At 62.9% G+C, this 13739-nt stretch carries 11 protein-coding genes; 5 read left to right on the top strand and 6 right to left on the bottom strand.

Translation table 11 applies throughout. The features are described 5' to 3' along the window. Positions 1–74: 74 nt before the first annotated feature. Positions 75–1004, top strand: a complete 930-nt coding sequence (locus M2331_RS13845; protein WP_181560813.1) for a DUF4402 domain-containing protein — start codon at positions 75–77, stop codon at positions 1002–1004. A gap of 41 nt (positions 1005–1045) precedes the next feature. Here M2331_RS13845 and M2331_RS13840 read toward each other — a convergent pair whose 3' ends face one another. After that, a complete protein-coding gene (locus tag M2331_RS13840) occupies positions 1046–2500 on the bottom strand; it encodes an amidohydrolase family protein (RefSeq protein WP_181560812.1) in 1455 nt (484 codons plus the stop codon). A 334-nt stretch (positions 2501–2834) separates the two neighbouring features. Between M2331_RS13840 and M2331_RS13835 the strand changes: the two genes are divergently transcribed. Further along, positions 2835–5186, top strand: a complete 2352-nt coding sequence (locus M2331_RS13835) for a TonB-dependent receptor (RefSeq protein WP_264592406.1) — start codon at positions 2835–2837, stop codon at positions 5184–5186. Between the two features lie 321 nt (positions 5187–5507). Here the strand turns inward: M2331_RS13835 and M2331_RS13830 are convergent, their stop codons facing one another. From M2331_RS13830 to M2331_RS13815, 4 genes are all read right to left on the bottom strand, one after another. Further along, positions 5508–6875: a lipase family protein gene (locus tag M2331_RS13830; protein ID WP_220128570.1), complete on the bottom strand. Its 1368-nt coding sequence runs from the start codon at positions 6873–6875 to the stop codon at positions 5508–5510. Positions 6876–7317: 442 nt separating this feature from the next. Next, positions 7318–8106, bottom strand: a complete 789-nt coding sequence (locus tag M2331_RS13825) for an SDR family NAD(P)-dependent oxidoreductase (RefSeq protein ID WP_181560810.1) — start codon at positions 8104–8106, stop codon at positions 7318–7320. Then, positions 8106–8963 carry a phytanoyl-CoA dioxygenase family protein gene (locus M2331_RS13820; protein ID WP_181560809.1) on the bottom strand — a complete coding sequence of 286 codons (858 nt, stop codon included), beginning with the start codon at positions 8961–8963 and terminating at the stop codon, positions 8106–8108. The genes M2331_RS13825 and M2331_RS13820 overlap by 1 nt, the downstream gene beginning before the upstream one ends. 5 nt (positions 8964–8968) lie before the next feature. Next, positions 8969–9784 (bottom strand): D-glutamate cyclase family protein, encoded by an 816-nt coding sequence (locus M2331_RS13815; protein ID WP_181560808.1) that lies wholly within the window; start codon positions 9782–9784, stop codon positions 8969–8971. A gap of 131 nt (positions 9785–9915) precedes the next feature. On the opposite strand from M2331_RS13815, the gene M2331_RS13810 reads away from it, so the two are divergent. Then, positions 9916–10632, top strand: coding sequence for an SDR family NAD(P)-dependent oxidoreductase (locus tag M2331_RS13810; RefSeq protein ID WP_181560807.1), 717 nt, complete (start codon positions 9916–9918; stop codon positions 10630–10632). Here M2331_RS13810 and M2331_RS13805 read toward each other — a convergent pair whose 3' ends face one another. After that, the gene (locus M2331_RS13805; RefSeq protein ID WP_181560806.1) at positions 10633–11832 is read right to left on the bottom strand and encodes an MFS transporter; all 1200 of its coding nucleotides are present in this window, start codon (positions 11830–11832) and stop codon (positions 10633–10635) included. 287 nt (positions 11833–12119) lie between these two features. Here M2331_RS13805 and M2331_RS13800 point away from each other — a divergent pair, with 287 nt between their 5' ends. After that, the gene (locus tag M2331_RS13800; protein ID WP_181560805.1) at positions 12120–12662 is read left to right on the top strand and encodes a tetratricopeptide repeat protein; all 543 of its coding nucleotides are present in this window, start codon (positions 12120–12122) and stop codon (positions 12660–12662) included. 107 nt (positions 12663–12769) lie between these two features. Next, on the top strand, positions 12770–13549 hold the full coding sequence (locus M2331_RS13795) for a hypothetical protein (protein ID WP_181560804.1): 780 nt from the start codon (positions 12770–12772) through the stop codon (positions 13547–13549). Positions 13550–13739 lie beyond the last annotated feature (190 nt).

Genomic DNA, 13739 nt, shown 5'->3' with positions numbered 1-13739 from the left:
CGGTGCGGCGGCTGCGCACACTGGCAGCGACTTGTGCGGCAATGCTCTGGGTGGCGCTTCCACAAGGGTCGGCGTTGGCCCAGTCTTTCACAGTCAACACTATCACAACGAACACGCCGAACTTCGGCAATGTGGCGGCGGCGGCGAGCGGCGACACCGACTTCGCCATTACGACGAGCGGCGCGGTCTCCTCGGCGGCGGGCAGCGGGGGAAATATCGCCTCGGGCACCAAGTCGGCCGCCACCGTCACCATCCGGTGCTCGGGCGGCAGCGCGTGCACGAGCGCGACGGCGATCGTCCGCCTCTTTTCGCTGACGACGATCAGTGGCCGGGCTCAGAAAGTGAAGAACTTCACCGTGGCTTCCGGCACTGGAACGGTGGGCGCTGTCACCACGAATCCCGATGGCTCGATCACCTTTCCCCTGACCGGCTTCTCCTCAACGAGCAGCCGCACCTTCCTCGTTGGAATGACCCTGCCGATTCTTGGCGATAATGCCTCTACCAGTACGAGCGCGTCAGCCTCATGGGGCGTGGGCGTCGCGAAATCGCCGACAATCCCCTCCGCCTCCTCGCTTTCCCGAAACGCAATCGCGACCATTCGCAAGTCGCTGACCCTCACCAAGAGCAGCGATCTGGCGTTCGGCGCGATCCGGCCGCCTGCGAGTGGTAGCGGCACTGTCTCGATCAGCAACGTGAATGGCGCCCGGTCCATCGGAACGGGAAGCCCCGTCCTGCTTCCCGGCCTCACCAGCGGTCGCGCGCAGTTTTCCATTGGCGGACAGGCAAGCACGGCGATCACGGTCACGACGCCGGGCAGCCTGACGATGAGCGGGAGCGGCGGGGGCACGCTCAGCGTTGCACTTTCTCCATCCGCGAGCGGCGCACAGACACTGAATACGTCGGGCTCCCTCACGTTGGGCGTAGGGGGTACTCTCACGGTGCCGAGTAGCACAGCCTCGGGAGATTACGCCGGCAGCTTTGCCGTTACGGTGAGCTATAATTGACGAAGCTGCCGCAGGGCTCGCTTGAACCAGCATCGATGTATCTATTCGCAACAATAGTAGCGCCCTATGGCCGACTTTGCCTGCGCGATGTCTCGCTCAGACGCCGGTGACCAGGCGGAGGCGTCTCGCGCTTCCTCGACGAGGCGCACTTCTAGTGCGCTCAGATCGATCCCGGTGCATTGCCCTCCCTGAACGACGGGGCGACCGCCGATGAGCAGACATTCGACATGCTCGGCTCTGGCCCGTCCGAGCACGAGGCGAACAGGATCGGGATCAGGCATGATGCAATCGGCTGCCAGAACGCCGAAGCGAAGGATCAAAAGATCCGCATCCTGGCCTGCTGCGACCGCATGGGCAGGCGTCGAAGCAGCGCCGAGGATAGACCGCCTCCCCCAGTCGAAAACGCCTTTCAGGATTGAGCCGGGGTCGCGGCCCATGCCCCACTTCGTCTCGCGAGCGCCCACATGCCATGCCAGCCTCAGCTCCCGAAGCATGTCCTCGTCGTCGTCCAGGGCCATGCCATCCAGCCCGAACGCGACACGCACGCCAGCATCGAGCAGACGGCCGATCTGAGGCATGCCCGCCCGGAGACGCAGATTGGAGGAAAGGTTGACGCTCACGATGACGCCGCGTTCGGCGAGTAGCGCGATGTCGCGATCATCGAGCCAGATTGCATGTGCGACAGTGAGCTGCTCATTGAGCAGGCCCAGGCTGTCTAGCCAGCTCACGACACCCCCCGGACAATTGGCCCGCGACCAATCCCGTTGAAGCTCGGTTTCCAACATATGTGTGTGCACCCGTCGTCCGTCCGCTGCTGATGCACGCGCGATCGCCTCGAGCGTCTCGGGTTTTGTCCATTGCGGCGCCACCGGATGGTACTGAAGCGTGAAATAGTCGTGCTCGAGTGCCTTGGCTTGCTCGAACCATGAGAAATTCGTGGCACAATCCCGCATTCCATCAGCGGACGCGAGAATTTCCGCGCGCTGTTCTTCAGGATAGAAAGCCGCGAGACGGGCCAGATCGCCGTAGACTTGGGGGTTTCTGTCAAAGAATGGCCAGCCAAACCCGACGCGGATTCCCACATCGCGTGCGGCCCGCGACACAGCCTCCGCCTCAGCGAGCAAGGCGCGCCCGTCCTGCGTATTGTGGCAATGGTTGACGGCGGCGACACCACTCAACGCGATCCTGCCGAGCGCCACGACAGCGTTGAGCCAGGGATCGACTCGAGGGTGGCGGCGCAGGTCGGGCAACCAGCTTTCCAGAGATTGATCGGGCGCGCCAAAGGCGAGGGTCCGAAGGCCTCTGCCATGATCATGCGCGTTGGACAGTGCGGGCATGATCAGGCGCCCGGCCTCCTCCGGACTTAACAACTCCGCGGGCACCGGCTCGACCGTCACGATCCGTCCATCGGTACCGATGCTGATCCGGCTCGGTCCGAGCAGCGTGCCTTGCGCATCCACAAGGACGCGTCCCGCCAGCAGTGTCCGCAGTGTCATGACGGGTTTCCTATTCTGCCTGTGCTCACCCAAAACCCAACGGCCTTGATCTGCCATCACTCTAAAGCGCCTGGGCGCTCCAGGCGGTGCAAAAAAGAGATCGCTCGACGCCGCTTGCAACAACGCCGGGCGCTCCTCTTACACATTTAGCAACAGGTCGGTTCGCTTCTTGCAATGGTGCAGCGGGCAAAACTTTGTCTTGATGTGCGTGCGCCGGGGAACGCGGTGCCCAGAAATGCTGGTCAACAGCAGGGAGGTTACACGCGAGGACATCTGGACGGTGCGTGGCGCAAGAGAGGTTACTCGCAAGTATCGAGAAAAAGGGGTCGGAGTCATGTCTCTCATCAAGAACGAAATCGGGTCGACGCGAACCGGGCGCACATTCAGTGCCCTTTCCATATCCTGCGCAGTCGCTGCGCTGGCGACATGCATCGGCACGGCCCATGCTGCTGACGCCACCGATGCTGCCGCAGCGGATGCGGCTGACGATCAGGGCGTCATCGTCGTCACCGCAACGCGGCGCGAACAGGCAATCAATGAGGTTCCGCTCTCGATTACCAGCTATGACAAGCGCCTGATGGATCAGCAGGGCGTGCGCACGATCGACGACCTCTCCCGCCTGACTCCCGCGCTGAACTTCACTTCGAGCGCCGGTTCTACCGCCAATAATGGCAGCAACATCGCGATCCGCGGCCTTTCTTCGGACGTCGGCTCTGCCACCACCGCGATCTATATCGACGAAACGCCGATCCAGATCCGCAACGTTGGCTATTATGGCGGCAACCCTTATCCCCGGATTTTCGACCTCGACCGTGTCGAGGTTTTGTACGGCCCACAGGGCACCTTGTTTGGCGCCAGTGCGCAGGGTGGTGCGGTGCGCTTCATCACGCCGGAACCGAACTATGACTCGCTTAAAATTTACAGCCGCGCGCAGGTTTCCTTCACGCAGGAGGGCTCGCCCAGCTACGAGGCCGGTCTCGCTTTCGGAGCGCCGATCAGCGACAAGGTCGCCTTCCGCCTCAGCGGCTGGTATCAGGACACGGGCGGCTACATCGATCAGGTCGTGCACGGCACCGACGTGGTGAAGGCTAAGGACATCAATTCCGGCAACGCCGCCGTCTTCCGTGCCGCTTTGGGCATGAAGCCGACCGAGACGCTCACCATCACCCCGAGCTTCTATTATCAGCGCGTCCACACCCGCTCGCGCGATGACTTCTGGGAAGGCTACGGCCTGGCTGCGGAAAATGATTATCACAGCGGCGTCTACGCGCTCGAACCGAGCACGGACACCTTCTACCTGCCGGCCCTGAAGGTCGAATGGGAAGTTGCGCCCAATATCGACCTGATCACCAACACGTCCTACTTCGATCGCAAGCAGAAGCAGACGCTGAACTACGCGACTTATTTCTCGGTCCTGCGCTCGGGCAGTCCTTTCGGCACCTACGCCAACAAGGACCTGAACAACATGGGCGTATACCTGAACATGCGTCAGAAGAACTTCGTTCAGGAAGCGCGTCTGCAGTCCTACGAGAACGCGCTGCTCGATTGGACGGCCGGCGTCTATTACTCGAAGAGCAAACAGGAATTCGCCAACTACACTGGCTCTGGCCGTATTCCTGGCGTTCTGGTGAACGGCTTCCAGCAATATCAAGGCGTCTACAGCTATGTGAACCTGGTGGATGCCAAGGACGAACAGATCGCCGGCTACGCAAGCCTGGACTTCAAGCCGACCGACAAGCTGACGCTGACCGCCGCGATCCGCTACAGCCATGTTGATTTCGACTTCACCAACATCACCGATGGTCCGACCTCACGGGGCGTGCGCACCGTCACGACGGCCAGCATGAAGGAACACGCGTGGACGCCGAACTTCGGCATCTCCTACAAGTTCGCGCCCAACAACATGATCTATGCCTCGGCGACCAAGGGTTTCCGCCCCGGTGGTGCTCAGGCGAAGATCGTCAGCGACCTGTGCACGGGCGACCTTGCCACGCTCGGCCTGACCGAGAGCCCGACTGCCTATGAGTCGGATAACCTCTGGTCCTATCAGGCAGGCACCAAGAACTCGCTGTTCGGCGGTGCGCTCCAGGTCGGTGCCAGTGCCTATGTGATGAAGTGGAAGAACATCCAGCAATCCGTGCGTTTGCCGACCTGCGCCTTCTCGTTCATCTACAATCTCGGCAACGCGACGGGTAAGGGCGGCGAACTCTCGCTGGATCTGCGCGCGGCCCGCGGCCTGAACATTGGCGGCAACGTGGCCTATGTCGATCTGACCTATGACAGCGACGTGCTCGGCGGCAATGGGCTGGTGCTCAAGGCCGACGGGCAGCACATCGGCGGACCGGCCTGGACCGGCCGCGTCTATGGCAGCTACGAACGGGAGCTCAGCGCAGGTGTGGACGGTTATGTGCGTGGCGAATATTCCTTCGCCAGCCACACTTTCCGCGGCGCGGTGCCCGGCACCTATGGCTATGATGCCGGCCTGACCGAACTGCCCGGCCGCAACTTCGTCTCGGCCCGTGCCGGCGCACGGTTCAGCGGCGTGGACCTTTCCGTCTTCGTCGACAATCTGCTGAACTCGAACGACCTGCTGGCACGCAATCACGACTCGGTAGGCTCGCCGCTCTACTACAACCAGACCTACCGCCCGCGCACGGTGGGGCTGACGTTCCAGTATCGTTACTGACGACAGGATTTGAGACGAAGGGCAAATAGTCCTTCGGGTCGCGCGGACGGCGGGAGCAGCGATGCTTCCGCCGTTCTGCTTTGTTATGCGCGAAAGTCGAGGGCCGACTTGATCGGCGCAGGCGCGCTGGGCGCCTGCCTGGCAGAAATGGCGGGACGGGATGTATAGCCGAGGCGGTTCCGGCGCGCGACTGTCCTTCACCCAACGCGTCTCCTGACTGGAGGGGGCTAAGGGTGGGGCTTACGCCGAATTGCGCGCGCAGTAATCACGCGCAAAAGCGGGCTCGCCCGCCGGGAAAGGGCTTGTGAAGTCGCCCGTCGCTCAGTCGATATAAGCGCCCTTGCGCTGCTGGACTGGCCCAGGGTGCTGGATGCTTGCGCAGTTAGAGGCTGGCACATGGCCCTTGAGCAGATTCTGCGCGAAGGGGATGGAGTCGGCAGCCGAAACCGTGACGGCGGTGCTGTGGTCCTCACCCGGATAGGTGTGCCAATGGACCTGCGTCCCCGCCGTGCACATGGCGCGCACGGCGTTGTACTGTCCCTGCGTGCCGGCCATGTCGTCGGCAAGGCCGGTGCCGACGAACAGCGGGCCGGGGATGCGCCCATCGGTAAAGGCGAAGGCGGCGTCCATCTTGCTGTCGAGCGGCGCGAGATCCGCTGCGAAGACCGCCTGCCCGTCCTTGAGTCCCATCTCCTCCGCCTTGGCCATCAGGTCGCGCAGGCAGCCGCGCCGCGAAAGGCGCAGCAGCGGATAGCCCGCGGGCGTGACGAAATCAGCCGGATCAAGATCGGGATTGAGCGCGCGATCTGTGCCGGCGATGCGCAGCATGGCAAAGCCCGGGTCCATCGCACGGGGATCGGTCATCTTCTCGCCCTTTGCTGCCTGCCCGGCGGCCTCCGGCGTATCGAAGGTCATGACGAGGCCGGTCGCGACGGTGCCGAGCAGGTCTAGCTGTGGCGCATAGCTCTTTGCCAGATAGGCAGAGCCAATCGCCGCGCCCGAACCTTGCGACTGACCGACGAGTACCACACGGCGCGACAGCACAGCGGGATAAGCGGCGGAGGCGGCGCGGGCGGCGTCCAGCACGGCATGCCCCTCGGAACGCCAGATGAGATAGGGGTGGACGCCATCTGTCCCCAACCCTTCATAGTCGGTCGCGACGACGGCAAAGCCCGCCTCCAGCCAGCGCTGCAGATAGCCCTGATCGCGCAGCGACGTGCCATTCCACGAGGGCGCGCAGACATCGGCAAAACCGGTCGTGCCATGCGCCCACGAGACGAGCGGCCAACCGCCGTTCGGTGCGCTTCCCTTGGGCAGGAATAGCATGCCCGAAACGACGATCGGCCCTTGACCTCCCACGCCGCTCATAGAGGAATAGAGGATGCGCAGTGCTTGGCCGCTTTCCGGCTGCCTGCGATCCGCCGGCAACGGCTCTTGCCGCAGCATCTGGCCAGGTGCGGGGATTTCGCCGGTCCATTGATAGAAAGCTGAAACGCCGCCATCGCCATCGATATCGCCCAGGTCAACCGGGCTGGCAGCGTGCTGCGCCGTTTGTTCAGGCGCGGGCGCGGTCTCCTGTCCCATCGCCGGCCGGGCTAGCGCCACCAGAGGCAGTACGGACCACAGCGCAAGGCGGGCCAATCGATCTGATCGGTGCGAGCGCGCAGGGCGCAGAGGGCGGGTCATCATCGGCGGAGTCACTCCTTGTGCATCCTGCCGTTCTAACCCGCTGGGGGACAGTGTCGCGGGGGATTGTGGCACCGGGGAGGTGCTGGTGGGGCAACGGGGTTGGTTGACGCGGACAAATCCTTGCCTGCCCGGTCGTCCGCTATTGGGTCTCGCGGAACGCTAGCGCCATGACTAAAAGTCGTTGGGGAGCGCTCTTCGCCGGTCTTCCGCGTTCGTGCTGAGTAGGGTCTGAGTAGCGCCGCTGGGGCGGATCGAAGAGCCGTATCGAAGCATCGCAGCGCACGTAGCGGTCCTTCGATACGCCGCTTCGACAAGCTCAGTAGCTACTCAGGACGAACGGCGGGGCGTCCAGCCGATTTGGAACTCAGTCTTGCAAAAGCGCTGCCGGGATGATCGACAAACTGGACTCACCGCATCATCGATTGATCGGATGGTCCAAGCCTCAAAGCGTCGCGCCGCCGTCCACGACCAGTTCCTGCCCTGTCAAGTTGCGGCCGCCGTCGCCGACAAGGTAAAGCACCATGCCGACGATGTCCGCCATCTCGCTGGGGCGATTGAGCGGGATGCCCATGTCCGCCACATAGGCGCGCAGGGCTTCCTCTTCCGACAGGCCTTTCAACTCGGCCATGGCGCGCCAATTGGCCTTCATGCGCGGCACGGCGATGGGGCCGGGCGCGACGTAGTTGACGGTCACGCCGTCCGGTCCCGCTTCCAGCGCCGCGCTGCGCGTGAGGCCACGCAGGCCCCATTTGGAGGCGGAGTAGCTCGAGCGACCGGCCCGGCCGCGCATGCCGTGATTACCGCCAATGTTGACGATGCGCCCATGCCCCGCCGCGCGCATCACCGGCAGCAGGCGGCTCATGACGATGAACGGCGCCCGCAAATTGGTGGCGATGGTGCTGTCGAACTCTTCGATGCCAAACTCGCCGATGGGCGGTGACAGCGGGCCGGTGTGGCCGGCGGCATTGACGATGACGTCCACTACGCCTTGCGACCAGCCTAGGAAGCTATCGAGAGCGGCCTCCAGCGCGGGCGCATCGCGCACGTCTGCGGTCAGCACCAGCGCTCGGCGGCCATTCGCGCGGATCTGCTCGGCGACTTCCTCCATGGCGGCGGTGCGCCGCGCGACCATCGCGACATCATAGCCCTGCGCGCCCAGCGCCAGCGCGATCTCCCGCCCCGTGCCCGCACTGGCACCGGTGACGAAAGCGATGGGGGTTCTGCCCGCCATCACTGCGCGTCCGCGAAGAATTTGCGCTTCGAGCCGGCCTGAATCTTGTAGATCGAGCTGCCCGCGCGCGAAGGGAAGGGCAGGCGCACATAATTCTGCTCGAAGCGCACTTCTCGCGTCGAGGGGCCGCAGACGAGGCGCGATTCATACTCGTCCCAATCCACCTTGTAGAAGAGCGGGAAGGCATCGCTGGCGGCATATTCATAGAAGAGGATGCGGCGCGGATCGCCCGAGCGATTCACGCTCGAGCCGTGCAGCGTCATCGGATGATGGAAGCTGACGGTTCCGGGCGGACCTTCCAGCAATACAGCCTTCGTCATGTCGAAGGCCGCTGGATCGACCGCGCCGCAGAAATAGCCCTCCTCGTCATGATGATCGAGCAGCGGCCCCTTGTGGCTGCCGGGGATGACTTGCATCGCGCCGTTGGAGGCATTGGCGCCATCCAGCATCACCGAGGCGACGCAGGTCGACATGTTGGTGTGCGGCGCGAAGGCCCAGTCCTGGTGCCACTCCAGCGCGGCGCCGCCATTGGCGGACTTCATGTTGATCTTGGTGTGCGAGAGGCGCACGTTCGCGCCGATGATGCGGGTGAGGACCGCCAGAATATCCGCATTGCCCGCCTGCTCGGCATAATAGGGGTCGATGCGGTTGGGCTTCTTGATCCGCTGGATGGTGCGGTTGCCCCGAACGTCCGTGTCGAAATCGAACCAGGCGTCATCGCCCTCCACCGTCTCCGCCTTGGCGGCGACGCGGTCGGTGAGCGCGCGCAGATTGTCCAGCACCGGACCCGCCAGCAGGCCGGGCAGGACGACATAGCCGTTTTCGTAATAATCGGAGACGATCTGATCGATGTTCATGAGGGTCAGTCCTTGGGGAGCGGCAGGTCTGTGACGACCATGTGCGCCTTGTGGTGCGTGATGCAGAGCGGCAGACGGGCGTTGCGCACGGCATTCTGGCCCGTCGCGCCGCACGCCCAGAAGACCGGCAACTCGCCGGGGTTCAGGGTCGTGAGGCCGTGGCCGCCATAGCTGTGCGAAAGATCGGCGATCCCCAGATCGCCAGGCAGGCCGAGCGAAACCGGCGCGCCGTGACATTGCGGGTAGCGGGCGCTGAGCAGCGTCGCGCGGATGGCATCGGCGGGGCTGAGCGCGCGCATCGAGACGATGAGCTTCCCACCGAACGGGCCGACGGGGGTGGTCTCGCGATCCGTCTCGTACATGGCCGAGACATTGCCCTCATCGAGATGGCGCAGACGTACACCGGCGCGCTGAAGAATGGCTTCGAAGGAGAAGGAGCAGCCAAGCACGAAGGCGACGAGATCGTCCGCCCAGACGGCAGAGGCATCGCGCGGGGTCTCGACCAACTCGCCATCGCGGAACACCATATAGCCGCCGGTATCGCGGGCGATGTCGAGATCGTCGGCGAGCGCGGGGATCGCACGGACGCCCGGCTCGCTGCGGCCGAGTATCGGCAGCGCTTGGGCGTTGGCGCGGCAATAAGCCTCGAAATCATCGGCATAGGCAGCGGGTACAGCGACGAGATTGCCCTGCATGAAGTCGCGGGCGACGTGGTTGGTGAAATCGGTGAATGCCCCGGCGCGGATCGCACGCCGCACGGCGCGCGGATCGGCGCGGTCGAATGCGGGCGTGGACGCCCCTGCGGAGAGGACTTGGGTCATATTTGCTCTTTTACGCGCGCGGGGCGTTGCCGAGAGTTGCTTTTTGATGCCTCCCCCGTTGCCGATCCGGCCATGGGCGGCACCGCGCGGCCGTGCTTGGCTGCGCCTTTCGGTTGCGGGAGTGCGCAGATATGGCGGGCATGATGATCATCGGCGGCACGCGCGGACTGGGCGGCACGATTGCAGGGGAATTTGCGCGGGCTGGACATCAGGTGGCGCTGGCGGATGAAGGAGCAGCGCCTGAAGGTGTCTATCCCTACGTCGCCATCGACTTCGCCGATCCTGAGGCTCCAGCGTACGCCGTCGCGCAAGCGCTCACCCACCTCCCCACGCTCGATGCGCTGGTGATCGCCGCCAGCGCCATGGAGAGTGCACCCATCGAACGCTGGACCGCGGCGATGTGGGACCGGGCGGCAGCGATCAACCTGCGCCTGCCTTTCCTCGCGGCGCAAGCGGCGCTTTCGGAGCTGCGCCAATCGGCCAATGCGAGCATCACCCTGCTCTCATCCACCGCAACACTGCGCGGGCAGCCCTTCACTCATGGCTATCAGGCGACCAAAGCCGGTGTTGCGGGGCTGGTGCGCAGCCTCGCTGCCGAACTGGGGCCGGACGGCATCCGCGTGAATGCGGTGTTGCCAGGCTGGCTCGATACGCCGCTGACTGACGCATACTGGACTACGCGGGAAAATGCCGCCGATGAGCGCGCGCAGATCGAGGCGCGCATTCCGCTGCGGCGGCATGGTTCAGCGCAGGAGGCTGCGGCGCTGGTCTGCTTCCTCGCGTCACCCGCCGCCAGTTATCTCACCGGGGCCATCCTGCCGGTGGACGGCGGCGACACGGCGGTCTGATCAAGCCGCCGACGTGGCCGCTTTGGGCGCCGTCGGCACGCGGGGCAACGCAATGAAGCAGACCAGCAGGCCGACGATCGCGACGCCGACATAGCCTGACCAGTGCGTCAGCGCGAAATAGACGGTGGGGGTGAGGAACGAGGCCAGCGACACGAACTGGTTGACCGAACCTGCCACTGTACCGCCGCCGACCGTTCCGGTCGCGAGCGCCGGCATAGTCGCCATGCAGATTCCGGTGGCGGCGCCATAAGTAAATAGCCAAGCCATCAATCCTGCAATGGCGATGATCATCGGGCTGGACGGCAGGAACAAAGCGATCTGCGCGACGATACCGATGACCACGACGATGCCGAGCAGCCGCCGCATCGGGAAATCCCGCGAGAGCAGCGCACCGGTAATCGTGCCGCCGAGCAGCACCGCGGCGATCTTGGCAATGGCCACGATGCTCGCAGACGCGGCAAGCGAGACGCCATGCACCTTTGCCAGATAAGTCGGCGCGGCAAGGCTGGTGCCGTAGGAGATCATCGCCGGCATCGCCATGGCAAAGCCGAGCATCAGAATCGGCGGACGGCGCAGGCCGGCAAACAGGGCAGCCAGCTTCTCACGCCCGCTCTGCCCTTCCTTGCGGATTGCCGCGACATGCGGGAGGATGAAGGCCAGCGCAGTGCATCCGAGCATGATCGCGCCGTGGAAGGCAATCGCCAGCCGCCAGCTGTCACTGGTGGTGAATGGCGCTGCCATCAGCAGCCCGAGCGAAAAGCCGGTCGGCGCATAAGTAGACCACAAGGTGAGCGCACGGGTGCGCGTGCCGCCCTCCAGCGAGCCCATCAGCATCGCCGCGCCGCCGTTCAGGATGCCGAGATATCCCACGCCTGCCATCAGCACGCCCAGGTTGAACAGCCAGATATCCTGCGCGAACCACAGGATTACGTCCGCCAGCACGAAGACCGGCGAGGTGAGCAGCAGCACCAGGCGCGGACCAAGGCGATCGACAATGCCGCCGCCAACCGTCGCCACGATCGTCGCGGGCAGGGAGAAGAGCGCAATGGTGAGGCCAATCGCGGCAGCGGGCGCATCCATCGCCTCGGTAATGCGCAGCGCCAGCGGAGAGAGAATGCCGACCAGCGCCATGCTCATCAGGCCGATGAGATAGACCAGCGCTATGGTGCTCCAGTTTCCTTGCGTTCGCGGCGGCAGCATCGGCAGTCCCTCATCATGCGACGACCGGACGAGCGCTCCGGCATGAGGAGGCAGGATAAGGAGACGCCCGGTGCCCACAAGCGGGGTTCGCAATCTGCACCGAGGTGTTCACATTTTTTGGGGGATCAAGGCCAACCTGTCACTCACCTAGTTTTTTAGCTGATATAGCTATGGGACGGATCCAATAGTCCCGGCTTCTAAGTCGCAATTTTGAAGTGCTCGATAGCCAACATTTTTGCTGGACAACCAGCATAGGCTTTTTTAGCCCCACCTCGGGGAGGGGTGACATGAAATTCACCATAAAATTGTTACTGTCAGCTTCGCTTGCGCTATGCTTGTCGGGTTGCTCTATCGGGGTTAAACGCACCGAGGGGATGAAAGCCTACAGTAATGGCGACTACGCCACTGCTATACCGCTACTGAAGAAAGAAATTGAGCAGGGCGATATTTCTGCTCGTTATTCTCTGGGATTGGCCTATCGCGACGGCAACGGTGTGGCGCAAGACCCCGTCCAGGCCGAACTGCTCCTAACCGGCGCCGCTGTGGGCGGCGATCCTCGTGCCGTAGCGGCTATCCGGCAGATGCTGGAAAATAGCGCCCTATGCTCCAAGGACAGAAAACTTCACGATCTGTGGGGCAGCTTGGTATTGTACCGCAACATGGTCTACGGCACCTACGAACTGAATAACGCGCCCCCGGGCACCTTACTGGCCATGTCGGACCTGTATGCCGACCCCTGCCCGGGGCGTCCTGTCCAGTGGGAAGCGGCAAAGACACTGAGATCCCTTGCTGGCGGCCCCCGCCATGTCTGGATCTATGTACCGGGCTGAGCACGGCCGACCCCTTCAATCCTGTTCTAACCCGCAATCTCATAATAGACTTCCGAGCCACCCCTTACTTAAGTCACGGGTGCCGGAACTTGGCCTTTTCGGAGCTTATGATGAAATATGAGGTTTATTTCAGTCTCAGCATCCTTTCCGCAATCGCACTGCCAGCAGTGGCACTTGCCCAGACCGGGCAGGGCGCGGATTACATGCTTATTACAGATAAATACGGCAGTCCCAGCTATGTCGGCCTGGTGCCGGCTTATGGCGAGAGGTCAGTGGACGATCCCATGGATAGCTTCTCCGCGCGGAGCATGTCCGGCCCTGAGGTGGCTTCTCTCTTTCAGAAAATCTGTCTCTCCAAACCCTTCGACGTAGCCGCCTACGCCGAGGCCGTGAAATCTAGCGCTCCTGACTTTCACGCCACGGTTAGCAACCTTCCTGATTTCTCGGCGCCAAAACCGCTGATCGGAACGTTCAGTGTTCCTGCGGTGACATTTTCACAGAATGTCGCAGGTTATGGAATTTCCAATATCTGGCTGGGCGAGAACGGAGAAAAACTCAACAACCGCCCCTATGCGCGTTTCTCTGGTAGCCTCATCATTACGGGACCGTTCGAAGCGAAAAAAAGCTATGCCCCGCAGTGCAACCTCATCGTCAAGGTAAACGGGGTTACGCAAAGCAATGAGCTTCTCGATGCAATTCAAGCTGCCCTGCCCGGATATACGGTTGCGAAACGCGTAGATAAACCCAAGTATGGATATGGCGTATGGCTAGGATTGCCTGTTGATGGACGCATCGCTCGCGTCACCGTAACTGCGGATGAACTGAACAAGCCCGAGCAGGTCGTGCATCTGACAATTCAGCTATTACCTCCAGGGATTGCGAAGTAGAATTTTTGGAGATGCCGATTTTCGGATAGAAGTTAAAGTACATCCCTGTCCACGGATCATTCCGGCAGCTTTCGCTATCAACTGGCGGAAAGCTTCCGTTCCGCTTCCTACGCCAACTTTTTCTGTTCGTGGCCATTCATGAGCGCTTAAAAGCGGGCTGACCGGACACGACAAACATAGTGGACGGCAG

The organism is Sphingobium sp. B10D7B, from assembly GCF_025961955.1.
Classification (GTDB): Bacteria; Pseudomonadota; Alphaproteobacteria; order Sphingomonadales; family Sphingomonadaceae; genus Sphingobium.
The sequence above is the reverse complement of the archived record's forward strand: the minus strand, read 5'-3'. Positions and strand labels throughout refer to the sequence as shown.